21 protein-coding genes are annotated in these 14569 nt (G+C 36.5%); 6 read left to right on the forward strand and 15 right to left on the reverse strand.

The annotated features are described in order from the left end of the window. Entirely contained in the window at nucleotides 1–273 is a 273-nt protein-coding gene (locus tag M3600_RS17715; protein ID WP_233315517.1) for a hypothetical protein, read from the forward strand. Nucleotides 274–317: 44 nt separating this feature from the next. On the opposite strand, the gene M3600_RS17720 is transcribed toward M3600_RS17715, so the two are convergent. Further along, complete coding sequence (locus tag M3600_RS17720) at nucleotides 318–1496, reverse strand: glycoside hydrolase family 88 protein (RefSeq protein ID WP_251646909.1); 1179 nt, start codon at nucleotides 1494–1496, stop codon at nucleotides 318–320. Nucleotides 1497–1544: 48 nt separating this feature from the next. Beyond that, the gene (locus M3600_RS17725; protein ID WP_282581455.1) at nucleotides 1545–2696 is read right to left on the reverse strand and encodes a DUF2264 domain-containing protein; all 1152 of its coding nucleotides are present in this window, start codon (nucleotides 2694–2696) and stop codon (nucleotides 1545–1547) included. A gap of 167 nt (nucleotides 2697–2863) precedes the next feature. On the opposite strand from M3600_RS17725, the gene M3600_RS17730 reads away from it, so the two are divergent. Then, entirely contained in the window at nucleotides 2864–3736 is an 873-nt protein-coding gene (locus M3600_RS17730) for an AraC family transcriptional regulator (RefSeq protein WP_251646910.1), read from the forward strand. Between the two features lie 25 nt (nucleotides 3737–3761). Here the strand turns inward: M3600_RS17730 and M3600_RS17735 are convergent, their stop codons facing one another. From M3600_RS17735 to M3600_RS17755, 5 genes are all read right to left on the reverse strand, one after another. Next, nucleotides 3762–4187: a stage III sporulation protein AH gene (locus M3600_RS17735; RefSeq protein WP_237942405.1), complete on the reverse strand. Its 426-nt coding sequence runs from the start codon at nucleotides 4185–4187 to the stop codon at nucleotides 3762–3764. Between the two features lie 51 nt (nucleotides 4188–4238). Beyond that, entirely contained in the window at nucleotides 4239–4739 is a 501-nt protein-coding gene (locus M3600_RS17740) for an NUDIX hydrolase (protein ID WP_251646911.1), read from the reverse strand. A gap of 55 nt (nucleotides 4740–4794) precedes the next feature. After that, nucleotides 4795–4977: a hypothetical protein gene (locus M3600_RS17745; RefSeq protein WP_251646913.1), complete on the reverse strand. Its 183-nt coding sequence runs from the start codon at nucleotides 4975–4977 to the stop codon at nucleotides 4795–4797. A gap of 59 nt (nucleotides 4978–5036) precedes the next feature. After that, nucleotides 5037–5630: a hypothetical protein gene (locus M3600_RS17750; protein ID WP_251646915.1), complete on the reverse strand. Its 594-nt coding sequence runs from the start codon at nucleotides 5628–5630 to the stop codon at nucleotides 5037–5039. 107 nt (nucleotides 5631–5737) lie between these two features. Then, the gene (locus tag M3600_RS17755; RefSeq protein WP_251646969.1) at nucleotides 5738–6574 is read right to left on the reverse strand and encodes an AraC family transcriptional regulator; all 837 of its coding nucleotides are present in this window, start codon (nucleotides 6572–6574) and stop codon (nucleotides 5738–5740) included. Nucleotides 6575–6731: 157 nt separating this feature from the next. On the opposite strand from M3600_RS17755, the gene M3600_RS17760 reads away from it, so the two are divergent. Continuing rightward, nucleotides 6732–8450, forward strand: a complete 1719-nt coding sequence (locus M3600_RS17760; protein WP_251646917.1) for a glycoside hydrolase family 2 protein — start codon at nucleotides 6732–6734, stop codon at nucleotides 8448–8450. A 75-nt stretch (nucleotides 8451–8525) separates the two neighbouring features. Here M3600_RS17760 and M3600_RS17765 read toward each other — a convergent pair whose 3' ends face one another. From M3600_RS17765 to M3600_RS17775, 3 genes are read right to left on the reverse strand one after another with little or no spacing between them, the layout of a single operon-like run. Further along, the gene (locus M3600_RS17765; protein ID WP_251646971.1) at nucleotides 8526–8822 is read right to left on the reverse strand and encodes a DUF2691 family protein; all 297 of its coding nucleotides are present in this window, start codon (nucleotides 8820–8822) and stop codon (nucleotides 8526–8528) included. 4 nt (nucleotides 8823–8826) lie between these two features. Beyond that, nucleotides 8827–8985: a DUF2691 family protein gene (locus M3600_RS17770; RefSeq protein ID WP_251646919.1), complete on the reverse strand. Its 159-nt coding sequence runs from the start codon at nucleotides 8983–8985 to the stop codon at nucleotides 8827–8829. 36 nt (nucleotides 8986–9021) lie between these two features. Continuing rightward, entirely contained in the window at nucleotides 9022–9435 is a 414-nt protein-coding gene (locus M3600_RS17775; protein WP_251646921.1) for an Lrp/AsnC family transcriptional regulator, read from the reverse strand. A gap of 127 nt (nucleotides 9436–9562) precedes the next feature. Between M3600_RS17775 and M3600_RS17780 the strand changes: the two genes are divergently transcribed. Then, nucleotides 9563–10324, forward strand: a complete 762-nt coding sequence (locus M3600_RS17780) for an MBL fold metallo-hydrolase (RefSeq protein WP_233315526.1) — start codon at nucleotides 9563–9565, stop codon at nucleotides 10322–10324. Between the two features lie 132 nt (nucleotides 10325–10456). Further along, the gene (locus tag M3600_RS17785) at nucleotides 10457–10825 is read left to right on the forward strand and encodes an MmcQ/YjbR family DNA-binding protein (protein ID WP_251646923.1); all 369 of its coding nucleotides are present in this window, start codon (nucleotides 10457–10459) and stop codon (nucleotides 10823–10825) included. Between the two features lie 285 nt (nucleotides 10826–11110). On the opposite strand, the gene M3600_RS17790 is transcribed toward M3600_RS17785, so the two are convergent. From M3600_RS17790 to M3600_RS17810, 5 genes are all read right to left on the reverse strand, one after another. Beyond that, a complete protein-coding gene (locus tag M3600_RS17790; protein ID WP_233315528.1) occupies nucleotides 11111–11569 on the reverse strand; it encodes a hypothetical protein in 459 nt (152 codons plus the stop codon). A 250-nt stretch (nucleotides 11570–11819) separates the two neighbouring features. Next, nucleotides 11820–12071, reverse strand: a complete 252-nt coding sequence (locus M3600_RS17795; RefSeq protein ID WP_233315529.1) for a hypothetical protein — start codon at nucleotides 12069–12071, stop codon at nucleotides 11820–11822. Between the two features lie 84 nt (nucleotides 12072–12155). Then, a complete protein-coding gene (locus M3600_RS17800; RefSeq protein WP_233315530.1) occupies nucleotides 12156–12614 on the reverse strand; it encodes a YrvL family regulatory protein in 459 nt (152 codons plus the stop codon). A gap of 120 nt (nucleotides 12615–12734) precedes the next feature. Then, entirely contained in the window at nucleotides 12735–13694 is a 960-nt protein-coding gene (locus M3600_RS17805) for a LacI family DNA-binding transcriptional regulator (RefSeq protein ID WP_251646925.1), read from the reverse strand. 122 nt (nucleotides 13695–13816) lie between these two features. Then, on the reverse strand, nucleotides 13817–13963 hold the full coding sequence (locus M3600_RS17810) for a hypothetical protein (protein WP_233315532.1): 147 nt from the start codon (nucleotides 13961–13963) through the stop codon (nucleotides 13817–13819). 170 nt (nucleotides 13964–14133) lie between these two features. Here M3600_RS17810 and M3600_RS17815 point away from each other — a divergent pair, with 170 nt between their 5' ends. After that, nucleotides 14134–14484, forward strand: coding sequence for an avidin-fold protein (locus M3600_RS17815; RefSeq protein WP_237944073.1), 351 nt, complete (start codon nucleotides 14134–14136; stop codon nucleotides 14482–14484). Nucleotides 14485–14569: the final 85 nt, after the last annotated feature.

Below are 14569 nucleotides of genomic sequence, written 5' to 3' on the forward strand. Positions count from 1 at the left end.
ATGATGAAGGTAAAAGTTAAAGTAAATGGGAAACGCTTTATTATTCCAGTTCCATATGCTATTTTACATCTTGTCATTAGAATTCTAACTTCAAAGAGAATTCTCGTGCTTGTGAATGGTGCAATCGAAAAATCCGGAAAAACAAAATTTCAAATCCCTTATATTAGCAGGTATGACTTAAAGCCTTTGCTAAGAGAGCTTTCCAGCCAAAGCGGTTTACTGCTGGTTGAAACAAGCCTTAAAGATGGAACAGAAGTTTCTATAAGGTTATAAAGCACAATTCCTTTATCCATGGAATTATGCTTTTTTTCTTTTTTTTACCAGTACATCTTCCAGCTCATGACTGTTCGTATTAATGCTTCTAAATAATAGTAATCTCCCCAGATACAGCACTCGTCTACCCCATTATTGTCAGGCTTAGAGTAGACTGCATGCAACAAAATACCATTGGAGTGAGCTTTTTTAGTAGTATAGCTTTCAGCTAGTGACTTAATCATTTTTATGGCTGCATTTTCATAGACTTCCTTATATTGATGGGAAACTGGCAAGTGCTTGCTTAATTCGAGTAGTCCACAAGCCATGATGGCTGCAGCAGAACTGTCACGTTCCTCCTTTCCTTCTGTAAAGACTAAGTCCCAATAGCAAATATTATCATCAGGAAGACGATTTAAAAAGTAGTTTGCCAGTTTTTCAGCAATATCAAGAAACTCTCTATCCCCTGTATGTACGTAGCTTAATGCAAAACCGTATACTCCCCATGCCTGGCCACGGGCCCAGCACGATTGATCGGTATATCCTTGCGCAGTCTTTCCATAAAGCGGTTCACCATTCTCTGTATCCATATAAAAGGTATGGTATGTTGATGCGTCTTCTCTCACAATATACTTGGCTGCTTGTTTAGCATGATTTACGGCAATATTATAATACTTCTGATTACCTGTTTCTCTGGAAGCAAAATATAATAACGGCAAATTCATATTACAATCTATAATCATCCTTCCAAGCTGTTCTGGGTCAGATAAATCGCCCCATGCTTGAATAATCTTCGCCTTTTGATGATACCGAGTAATCAGCTTATCAGCTGCTTTTATCGCTATTTCTTTTGCGGTTTCATCTTTCAGCACTTGGTAGCCCGCCACACAGGATAAAGAGTATAAAAAACCAATATCATGTGTTTCTAACTGAATATTCTTCGTTAAGCGTTCACTAAAGCTTTCAAGCTGGGTTTTTATTACATCAAGATATTTATCATTCCCTGTATATTCGTAAGCTAAATAAAGCATTCCAATCCAAAAGCTAGCAGTCCAATCATTATTATCTTCAGGAATATACATTAAATTTGTTGATGCAGCCGATGGTACCTTCTCCGTAAATAGGTCTAGATTTTCATCGATTTTTTGCAAAACATACTGAATTTCCTCTTCAAGCCATTTTGAATCTAAAACAGCTTTGGCTTTAAATTTATCATGCTTCATTTCTTCGTGAATCGTACTCATCTCTACTTTCCCCTTTCAGATATGGACTTCATCAGATTCGTTCTAGTATTATAAACAATGATCAATTGGAAAGTTATTCCCTGACCAAGCTCTTTTTGCCGTCCATTCCATTGAAGAATTACTCCAAAATGGATCTGATTCGGCCAAACCTAATGGCAAGAAAACGGCCGCACACAAATAAACACTGCCTGTAGAAATATATCCTTCCCCAATCCCTGGTTGATGGCCGCAAAAACCAATAGTCAGCCACCCTGACTCTGTAAATGTGCCCGGAGCTTCCAGTGTCCGTTTTATAACTTGAGTCAGTGCACTTCTAACTTGTTCTGGAGCAAGTGTCTTAGGTAAATCCTTGCGAAGTGCATGGTGAGCTAAAGTTTGAAAAACACCAAAACGGTAAGCAATAGATCTTCCCACTGGCGGAAATGTTCCCTCCGGAGAAATCATGCGCTCTTGAATAACTGCATATCTTTTTGATCTTTCCATAAAGGTTTCCTTTTTTCCCAGCCAATCTGTGTACTCTTCACCAACAGTTTCTAATAAATCTACAAGCATAGGATGGATAACAAAGCTATTATAATAATCATAATGAAACTCAGGTCCATCACTGTATACACCATCTCCCAAATACCATTGATCAAATTGCTTTACAGCAAAATCAATACGCATCGGATCCCAATCCTTTTCTCCCACTTTATATAAAAAGGCTTCAATTAATGCAGAAAATAAAAGCCAGTTAGAAAAGATTGGTTTTTTTGTTCGGGTAGCTTTCATTGCAAGTATCACATTGTTTTTAACCCTACCACTTAGTTTTTTCCATAGTTCATCAGGAGCTCTAAGAAATGCATGCGCTAAAAAAGCAGTATCAACAATCGGCTGAAAATCTGTTGAAAAATTCATATAATCAGGAGAGTGCGGATCTGTGCCTGCATCAATAGCTATGCGTGCCAGCTCACCATATTCCATACGAAGTGCTTCTTCCTCCTTATTTTCACTTTTCCTTTCCAGCCATGGAGCCATCCCAACGAGCAGTCGGGACAGCGCTTCCAAATGAGTGAATTGTTGACGATTTGTGCCTTCCTTCATCTCGACTGGCATTACTTTTTTTAATGATTTATTTTTTAAGTTTTGAAGCACCGGACTTGCAATTTTCAGCATGGATTGCAGCCAATACTCTCGATCGTTATCATTTGAGACGCTCACATTTTCCTCCTCCGATTTCCTTTCTTTTTATCACCAAATTCTTTACTAAATTATAACTTACGTATTATTCTAAAAGTGTTTGTTAAATAACCAAAAATGTCGCTCTATTGTTCTTGAACCTTAAATAATAAGTTTTTCAATGTTTGAATACTATATGGAGGAATTATATGAAGAATTTATTTGAACAAATAGATCTTAAACCATTTAACTGGGTTTATCGCAGGGTTTCTGAGCAGAATTTCCAAGGATATTATCACTGGCATCAAGGTTGCGAACTTTTATTTGTATATCGTGGACAAGGGCGCGTAATAGTTAACCAACAGACTTATGAGTTAAAAAAAGGAATGCTTTTCTTTTTCCAGCCATTTCAATTACATAAGGTATATGTAGAAGTATCCCCCCAATCTCCTTATGAGAGAAGTATTCTTCACTTTGATACAATGTCATTCGGAGAGAAAAACCTAAATTTTTTCCCAGGACTGAGTGCCTTGTTAAAAAAATTACAGTTTGGAGTAAACGAACTTCAAGCTTTTGATTTAGAAAATGATTATAACTATATGTATGAGCTGTATGAACAATTTAATAAATCACTGCAAACAAACAACTGGGAAGAAGACAGCCAGCTTTTTTTAATGCAATTGCTCTCATGTATCCGTATAAACAGCACCGATGCTAATCCTGATTCAACCTCAAACAATAAATTACGGCCATTATTCTACTCTGAAAAGATAATGAATTGGATAGAAGCACATTATAAGGAGCCCTTTGACTTAGAACATTTATCAAATGAGCTTCATTTATCAAAATCATATATATCAAGAAGTTTCAAGCGTGAAACGGGAAGTAGTTTAACAGAGTATCTTACCATTCGGAGAATAAAAGAAGCTTGTCAATTGCTAGAAATGACAAATAAATCTATTGAATTAATTGGTGAAAGCTTAGGCTTCAAAAGTGTATCTTATTTTATCCAGTTATTCAAAAAACTCGTTGGAACGACTCCTCACCAGTATAGACTCTCCCACAGAAGGTCGCATAACTAAAAAAATTAAATACAGAGCTGGCAAATCACCGCTCTGTATTTAATAGAAATTCTCCCCACAAGGTCTCTTCCACTATAAAGTAGCCCTCGTGTGAACATCCAGCTAATATACATTTATCATTCTGATAAAACATTAAGTCTTCCGGCAATTTTGGATGGAGCCAGCTAAAAAGGGAATTGCTGTTTTCCTTCAGGAAATCCCTTGTGGCATTATTTAATTGAAAATAAGAAACATATGCGGTGGCCTCAGGAAGTTTCGTTGTTTCCCATTCTCGTTGAATTTTCCTTTCCAGCAAGTGTTCCTTTATATAAACAATCCTGGCATCAATTGCAGCATGGCTCTCTTCCTCCATCTCATTCTCAACGAAGGCAAACTTATTACAATGTCTGGTAAGCAAATCCATTAAATGGTTATACCGTTTCCCTTTTACATTTTCTGTTATTATCAGCATGTTTATTTCTCCTCAGTTACACTGCTTTTTTACGTTAGAAATCGAACAATCCTACTCTGGAAGCTTCTCTAGCCAATGTTTATTCCACTGAAAATAAAGCTCATCCCTTTTTTGTAAAAATATGTCTTTTGGATAAGGTAATGCAAGTTCCGGAATCCTATCTGGTCTAAAGTATTGAAGCTCTGCCGTTTCTTGATCATGAGGATTCAGATTGCCGCTGGTAATTTCGCACTGAAACATAAAAACGTTATATTCGACTTGATGGCCATTTGGATATTGATAACGAAATTCTTTTCCGCCAAACACTCCTACTAACTTTCTCGGCAAAACAATTAATCCGGTCTCTTCCCATACTTCACGAACCATTGCTTCGGCAGGTGCTTCTCCTGGCTCTATTGCACCAGCAGGAAGACTCCACTTTTCCCCATTCCCCTTGTTTTGTAATAAGATTTCTCCAGAATCATTCCTGATAATGGCAGCAACACTTGGCATTAATATTAGCTCGTTACCAATTTTCGAACGTATATTTTTATAGTATTCTGACATCCCCATTCACAAGCCACCATCTCTCGTAAAGTTATCTTCTAAAGTCAGCTATTACAATAACTCAATATTTATCTTGTTGTTTGTATAGTTGATGATATGGTCCTTTATATTTGAATAAAGAGCCATATCCTTTAATTCTGTCAGCTTTACCCACTTGATTGATATCAGGACTCTCTGGCAACTCAAGCATGAATCCATCTATTATCTTACATGAGCATGCCATAACCTTGATAGGAAAAGCCATAACATGTCGCCACCTTAAGTTATTTATCCATACATAGTTTTTTTGGAATACAAGAAAATCTAATCTTCCCAATAAAAGATAGCGTCCATAATTACATAATCGTTAGAATTACTATATATAGTTGGGATTTTTGCTTGAAAGGATAAAGGCTGGTGTATTTTTTCTGTTTCTAACCGTTCATATTCAAATTCTTTTAGCGCATACTCCAGTTTTCTCACAATAGTCTCGTATTTCTCACTAATATTTAACAGATGTGGACCACCAAATAAACAACCGTATCCACCGCCAATTATTTCGTTCGTATCTGTCCGCATTGTCTTATATCTAGTATCTTCCCCCATAATTGCTACAGGTGCTAAACGACAAATATCAATAATAATTCCTTCTGTCTGTAACTCTTTAATGTTGTTAATTTCCTTAACGACAGTAACATCCTCTTTTTGATAACAAAAAAATTCAATAAAGGAGGCATAGCCACTGCCAAAATGATTCCATTCTGCTTCACAAACGATATTAGGTATTCGATTTATTCGATGAAATAACCTTCGGATATGTGCCTCAATTTCTTCCTCATTTTTTGTACAATAAGGAAAGCTATCGCCAACAATCTTTCCTTGAATTAAATCTTGCAACTGTTTGTTAGAAAAATTCATAAAGAATCCCTCCCCCTTATTACCTTTTATATAAATCAAACTTCCACCTATTTAAACTAAATTATATACGTGCCATTTCTTAAAGAGGTTCCATGCCTTTTAAAAGCTCACTCTATCTTTTTATGAATCTTCCGATATGAACTTGGTGATAGGTCATTTAATTGTTTAAACATCTTACTAAAATGATATTCTTCAAAATAACCGCATAATCTTGCAATCTCTTTAATTTGATAGTCTGTATATATTAAATAACTGCACGCTCGCTCGTTACGGATATAACTAAGATACTCTTTTGGTCCCATTCCTGTGTACTTAAGGAAGAGCTTGCGAAGATAGGTTGCTGAAATGCTGTATTGCTCCGCTAACTGTTCGACTTTAATGTTATCCTGGTATCCGTTTTCCATATATTTTTTTATCTTATTAAAGGCGCTTAATGTACTTGATTCATTTATGCTCCAATCGGGCTGCTCCATGTTGTGGAGCTTATGAAGCATTATTTTTAGTTTACCTTGGGAAACTGCAGCACCATGTGCAACTCCAGGCACCCATTCTTGATGAATTTCCTCAAAGAGCATGCCTAATTCCTCTGCCTGTTTGCAATTGTACTGATTTAAAAAAGGCAGACTCAGTTTCGCAATTCTCTTAACGTCCTTCCAAACTACATCGTAGTTAAGCTCCGCACAATCAAACAGCACCATTGTCATGCGTAGCGGCGCATGTATTTCTGAACGCATCGACATCTGCAGACCAGGTCTTAAGTAAACCATCATTCCTTCCTTCACCTTATGTTCAGTATTAGTATAAAAACTCCCTTCTCCTTCATGAATCCAATATAAACTATGAACATTCACCAGATTGCGGACATCCTTCCAACCAGGATATGTAACTTTGTCGAGCGTAAAATGAATATGCAAGACGAACTGATTCAAATCATATTTTGGCATTTTCAAGTTTCTATCTCCCCTTATAATTAAGCTCGATTTTTACAAGTAGACGCCGTTTTTTTTCCATTCAGAACGAGAATTTATCATGATACTATTCATATTATCAATCCCTCACCAAGATGGCTATGCAAGTATTAAAAATTAAGGAGGAATAGCTGTGCTAAGAACCTTTCAAGAACATCATATCCGTAAGACAAGTCTTTTAGATGGACCATGGGACTTTGTGTTAGATCCTGAAAATGTCGGTCTTAAAGAAAAATGGTTTGCTCGTTTTCCACAGCCTGTTAAGTCCATTTATGTTCCCTCTTGCTGGAATAACGGGTTGCATATGTACGACTATGAAGGTGTTGCATGGTTTAGAAGAACAATAAGAATAGAGGATACTAACCATGTCCGATTAGTTTTTCATGCTGTGCTCGGTGCTGCCGATGTCTATCTAGACGGCCAACATCTCGGTTATCACTTTGGTGGATATACACCGTTTGAATTCATTATCCCATCCCTTTCAGCAGGAGAGCATGAACTTATTGTTCGAACAGATAGTACTCTTGATGACCTTACCATTCCGACAAGACTTGTGGACTGGTTTCACTATGGTGGTATCATTCGATCTGTGGAGATGCAATTTTTACCAGACTTATACATTGAGAAACTTAAGATTGACTATGAATTAGAAGGAGCCGATGCCGCCGTCATTTTCCAAGTACGAATTAGCTCACTCGCTCAAACCGATATGATTACAGCATTATCACTTCATGAAGATGGCCAAAGCTTATATTCTGACCATGTAGCTGTTTGTGCAAATCAAACTGTAGACCATACAATAAAGCTGAATTGGAACGAAGTGCGGTTATGGAATGTTGGCGAGCCAGAGTTGTATACGATTCAAGCATGCCTTGAACAGGATGATAAAGTGGAACGCATTGGATTCCGGAAAATCGAAACGAAGGATCACCAGATTCTTATTAATGACTCGCCTATTTTTCTTAAAGGCGTCAATCGCCACGAAGAACATCCTGAATGGGGATTTGCTTTTCCACCTAAGCTGATGTATAAAGATCTTCAAATCATTCAAGAAATGGGGTGCAATACTGTACGCGGATCTCATTATCCTCAAAGTTCGTATTGGCTTGATTTACTTGACGAAAACGGCATCCTGTTCTGGAGCGAAATTCCCATTTGGGGTGCTCTCTTGCCAGACGAAACCGTCAGTAATCCGTTGTTCCAGGAGCGTGCACAGACGATGATGGCTGAAATGATTACTATGCATTATCACCATCCTTCCATTATCTTTTGGTCGATTCATAATGAGATTGATACACGTACAAACAGTGCTTACAAAATGACTGAGCAACTGATACAAAAGACGAAACAACTCGACAACTCAAGACTGATTACATACGCTACCATGCATCCTCTAGAGGATATTCTTCTCCCGCTTTTTGATGTGATTGGCATTAATAAATACTTTGGCTGGTATGAAGGCAATGTAGGCGGCTTTAAAGAAATGCTGCAGCAGTTCCATAAGCGTGCAGAAGACATGGGAGCTGGTGATACACCGGTCATTATGACCGAGTTCGGAGGAGCAGGTATCTATGGTGATACCGGTTGGGAACCGAGGCTGTTCAGTGAGGATTATCAAGCGAAAATCCTCACTGAAGCACTGACAATCTTTCGCAATGATCCTAAGATTAGCGGAACATATATATGGCAGTTTGCAGATACGCGAGCAGATTTGCAAAGCAATGGTGCCCATTTCCGAGATAGAGCTCGGAGCTTTAACAACAAAGGAATCGTTAATGAATATCGCAAGCCAAAATTATCGTTCCGAGAAGTGAAACGCATCTACCATTCTTGGTCATCTGGCAAACTTTGAATATATCAAAAAAACCACAAGTTACTATTGTGGTTTTTTCTTTCGTTATAGAAAATAGAAAGCTGAAAAGCTAGATCACCAAACAGATAACCTTATTCTTTCATCATTTTCCTCTGTAATATATTCAATTCCCCCATAGCCCTGTGATATTGCATGCTTATAAAGATGTTCAAGTGCGCGGCTATCCTTCACATAAATTGCAACAAAACTGCCATCCACTAATAACAGCACTACTTGACAATCACTCTTTAGAAAATCGTCATATGTATGAATCTCTTTTATTACCTTTCCTCTTGGAAAAGCTTTTAAATCAGCAAATATGCAATAATATAGATTGTCTTCTAACCTTTCAGAAAACCCCAACCCGTCCATCACATTAGCTCTGCAGCAGCGGCTCCTTTAGCTCTCCGTTTTCCACAAGATAGTCTTCTCCATCCATACGCCAATTATAGGAAGAAATATCAATTGTTCTTAATATTTCCCCTAGATAATTCCCATGTGAATTTGGAATTTCGAAACTTACTCCTCGCTTCATCCTTTTCTCCTGTCTAACTCGATTTATTTAAATAGTTCACGCCTTCTTAATGACAAGGGATAATTTATAATTAGCATGCTTGTTAAGCCTGACTAAAAACTCGTCTAACTGTTCGTTAGAGGAGAACTTACATTCAAGTATGTAACAGCTGTCTCCACTAATCTTATAATTATTTAATATAAATTTCTCTTGCGTCCTAACAAAGGATAAATATGGTTCGTGGTGGGTGCTTTTGGTGAAAATATTGAGAAAGGCGTGAATATAATAGCCTAATTTTACTTCATTGACTTTAATGGTATATCCTTCGATTATTCCATTATCCTCTAGCCTGCCAACCCTTGTCGAAGCTGCTTGCCCTGTTAAATGAACCTTTTGGCCAAGCTCCTTCATTGTAATACGGCTGTTCGCGGACAGCTCATTTAAAATAAGCAGATCTGTATTGTCTAACAAACAAATCCAACTCCTTTCATTAATCAAGCAAAACAGCTAAAAGACTTGATTTAAGCTGTGTAAGTGGTTGATGCTCATAGTATAAACTATATACATACTTTAAATAAACAATAAAGGAGTATCCACAATGAATATCCAACAAATTCGCAACGCTACAATTATCGTTCATTACGCAGGTAAAAAGTTTTTAATTGACCCATTCCTTGCTGAAAAGGGCATATATCCCCCTTTTCCAAATTCCTTACGACAAGATCAAAAAAATCCGTTAGTAAGCCTGCCCATCTCACTTGAAGACATTGTAAAAGATGTTGATGCTGTCATTGTGACACATTTACATTTGGACCATTGGGATGAGGCAGCCAAAAACGTCCTTCCGAAGGATATAAAAATGTACGTCCAAAGTGCAGAGGATGCTGAAGAAGTTAAAAAAGCAGGTTTTCAAAATCTCGAAATATTAGCTGAAACCACTACATTTGAAGAGATTCAGCTAATTAAAACACAAGGCGAGCACGGCAGAGGCGACATACTTAAAATGGTTGGTTCTGTATGCGGTGTTGTCTTTAAGCACGAAAGCGAAAAAACACTATATATTGCAGGTGATACCGTCTGGTATGAAGGAGTCGAGTCAGAAATCAATACACATAAGCCTGAAGTTATTGTTGTTAATGCTGGCAATAATCAATTTTTGCAAGGCGGATCGCTAGTGATGGATGAAAAGGATGTTTATGAAGTTTACAAAACAGCCCCGCAAGCTACAATCATTGCCGTTCATATGGAAGCAGTTAATCACTGGACTTTATCGAGAGAGGAATTAAAATCCTTTGTAACAGAAAAAGGATTTTCAGCTAATGTATTAGTCCCTGATGATGGTGAGTCTTATACATTATAAATGTTATGAAGATCTCGGAGTCTATGAAGCAGCCCGGGATCTTTCTCGTTACTTGTCATTTATTGTCGATAAGGAAAGATTGTCCTTCCTCCACCTTTCTCTGATAATAGAGAAAAAGGGAGGCAGTTTTTTATGGAAGATACTTTGAAGCAATATTGTAAAAGTTTGTTAGGTGCAACAGATGATTTTCAAGGAGAATGGAATGCAAATCGTTTCCATGTAGGCGGGAAAATATTTGCCATGCTAAGCACCAATGAAAAAGGACAAAAATACATAACTTTAAAATGTAATCCAGCCGAATCAGAAGAATTACAAGAAACATATAAAGATGTTATCATTCCAGGATATTATATGAACAAAACGCACTGGATTACTGTTTACTATGAGTCAGATTTATCGGTTGAATTTCTTCATTATCTAATAGGAAATTCCCATCAGTTAATTTTCAGGAATTTAACAAAGAAACTGCAGAATGAGCTACGAAATGATAGTATTATTTGAAATACATTAGTGCTTTAGCTTTCCTTTGGCCTAGGATTGCTACTTGTATGCAAAAATAGTCGTTAAGTTTTTAAATCAACGAAGAAATTGCACATCTTTTCGTCCTTGTTGTGTCCATTTTCTGCAACAGCTGCAGCTTATTTTTGCAGTAGCCTTTTCTAATCTGCCGATGTTTTGTTTATTTTCCTATGCCCAATGTTAAGTTCCCATTATTCCATCAGACTTTTTGTCTAGCAGTCTATCTAATAAACGCATCACCTTTATCCTTTCCCCTAAAGCAATCCCTTAAATTCCGCTATGATATATATAAACTTCGCCGTCTAACAACTTCTCAGCCATTGTAATCATTCTTTCAAGCTGCATGATTACTAGATTACGGTTGAGGATTAACCTTTCGTACTCCCCTTCTTCCTTGTCGCTCCAGACAAAGCTGCCTGTAAGCTTCATTACCTTAGGTGCATTTTCAAATAAATCTCTCCATGCAGAAAAAACATTTCTGAGTGTGATAGCTGATTGGTTATCAAAAAGCGTTAAGCCATGATAGTTGATACCATATCCCGCTGGCATATTCCGAATGCCTGGATTTTTTGTTGGTATCCACTTTAAAGAATCCATGATATATAAAATTAAATCATCATGAAGGACTACACAGTCAAGGTATGTCCTTTCTTCATGTGTATACTGCCAATATTCTTGGATATTCGCAGTTTTCGGTATTAAATAAAATTCATGTTCTAATGCCATTTATTTCTCCAATCTTCCTTTCCTATCTTTCTGTAAATGTGCCATCTCTATAACCATAAATGATTTTTTAGAAATGCTTTTGCATCTGTTCCTGTTAATTTGTCTATTTTGAGTAATGTTTCTTCTAATTCATTTACGTTCATCTAAGGAAGGCATCCAAGAATTATCATTCCTATAGAACAAACCCCTCCTTCATTCTGAAGGGCGTTCCCTAATTCTTTATACTATTATGAAGAGACAGGAAGATTTTTTATTCTTCTTCCTCATAAGGTTTATGTTGAATATCAATCGTTTTCGTGCTGAAATCAATTTTGTGCTGGAGGTTGTAAACACTGTATTGAAAGGCTATTGATGATTGATCTAATGAGAAGATCGCAATTAAGTCATTCTCTCCGTCAATAATGCTGTATTTATTCTTAGAGTCGATTTCAGCGAATAATGAATATTTTTCATGAAAGATAAGGTTCCACTTATAGGCAAGCTTTACTTGTTTAATAGACATAGTAACCTCCAATATTTATATGCTTCCATTTAATTCTATTTATTATGAAGAAAAATGGCAAATAATAGCTAGCTATGTATTATATTATTTGTCTTCCTGTTTACTCTCTAGTTTTGCATCCATTATATAATCGACTAATGCTAAAACAATGGAAACTATTACTCTTGTGACGGCTTCCATTTCAATAGTGTGCATCATATTATCTAAAGTTGAAATAATAGTCAAACTTACAAGAAACGATAAGAATAGAAATCCAGCATTAATTTGCTTGTCAGACCATTTATTTGCCTTTCGCATAAAAATCCGCATGATATTTGTCAACAATTCACCTACTGCTCCGAATACTATATAGCCAGCAATAAACCAAGATAAGGCTGCAAAGGAGTCATAGTGTACACCTAGCAGCTTAAACAACCCGATAATTCCAAAGAAATATCCTGCCGTAATTACTCCAAATGAAGCCAAGAATAGTAACACTATTGCAGTGATGATGAATATTTTTGTACGAAGGCTTTCTTCTTTAAATGGTTTATCAGCACTCACTGTTACCACCTCCATTTTGCTTGAATGGTTAGTTTACGGTTACTTACACAGAAAGGTTTCATGGTTAAAACAAGCTTTACATTAATTTAAAAAACTTTAGGATGCAATCACCCTAAAGTTTTAAACGGTTCCTCTTTCTATTAATTTAACTGAAATTTCTTTACTAGATACATCTTCGCCCATTGCTTGGAGAAATAGATTGTTTCCTAACTCAACAAGCGGTATATCAATAGTGGTAATATTCATCATCTTTGCAATAGGCTCATTATTGAATCCGATAATCGCAAGCTGTTTCGGAATGGATAGTTGCTCCTTCTGACATGCTATCATTATACCTGCAGCCACTTGATCACTAGTGACTAACAGTGCAGTTGGTCGTGTATCAAGTCTCTTCATCTTTTCTATTACCTTTTCCCCATCTTCGAAATACAGGCAATCATCCATAATGTAGTCAGCATTAAACGGCAGCTCATATTTTTTTAAAAAGTCCATATAAGCCTGTTCTCGCAAGAAGCTGTTTGCACCAGTTTTCCTACCGACACAATAACCTATTTCTTTATGACCCTTTTGATACAAATACTCTAACGCTTGGAAGAAAACTTTATAATGATCAATAAAAGTTGAAGGGAGGCTTTCTTTCTTCATTTTTTCACAAAGGACAATTGTTCCATATTGGATATGCTCTTGAATCAGGGATAAATCGGATTTTCTTGAACAGATAATTAATGAATCAATCTGCTTTTGCTTAAGCATTTGTAACGCTTCCATTTCTTTTTCTTCCGCATAATCTGTTTGAAACAACACAAGCTTATAATCATATTCTAACGCCTTTTGAGCAATCCCCTTAAGCAGCAACGCAAAATATGGCGTATCGGTAAATGGCAGCACGACACCCATCAGCTGTGTTTTTCCCCTGCTCAAATGCACAGCATTAATATTTCTGTTGTAGTTCGTGGATTCAATTGCTGCTAAAACAGCTAGTTTTTTTTCTTCACTTACATATGGATGATTGTTCAAGACACGAGATACTGTCGAAACGGAAACTCCCGACATTTTTGCCAAATCTCTAATATTGGTCATATCCTCACCTTTTTCAGCCTGAATAGTCTGCACTTATTGAAAACATTTTAATGTATGAAACGGGTACCAGGTCAATCCACTAAAAAAAGGACCGCTACTGGTCCTCTCTATAAAAAGTTCACTTATCTTTTTCTGGATTTTGGTTGTGAATCAATAAAATAGTCATCAAATGTTTCAATCGGTGTGATGTCTGTTGATTCTCCTGCTGTTTTTATACAAGCATATGTGCCGCAAAGTATTATAAAGCAAAGTAAGATGAGTGACAGCATAAGTTCTCCTCACTTTCTTCTTATTTGCTTTTATCGTAAATTATGAAACGCTTCCCAGGTCAAATAATTTTTTATATGCAAGACAGCCTTGACTTGAAATGCGTTCCATACTTTACCTTTATGAAAGAAGTTATTTTGCAATAAAAATCAAGAAAAGGAAGGGATTTCGTATGGAGAACTTAAACGGCAAAGTTTTTTTATTATCAGCTCAGGATAGCAGCCTGTATTATTTAAATGACTCTATTTTTCACTATACGCAAGATAAGGATATCGTGACAGCTACCTTTTACAGCAAAAGCATTTGTTACGGAGAGCTTGTAGGATTAGTAAACAAAACTGGCATTCTCCATGTAATATTCAACTTTTTCTGTAAAGATTCAACCTTTCACAGCGGTACTTGTGATTTTGTTGAAAGCAGGGTCGCTGATTGTTTTATTTTATGTGGCAAGCTTACTATTGCTTGTGAGAATCAAAACACTAAAGAAATTAAATTGCAGGAAATAAGAATTAACACAAAATGAAAACGCTTTTAAATCAAGTAAGTAAATATTCCTATTTTTCCTGTTATTATCAATAATTTACATTTCCTTTACAATCTATTAACTT

It is taken from the genome of Niallia sp. MER 6, assembly GCF_023714395.1.
Lineage (GTDB): Bacteria > Bacillota > Bacilli > Bacillales > Cytobacillaceae > Niallia.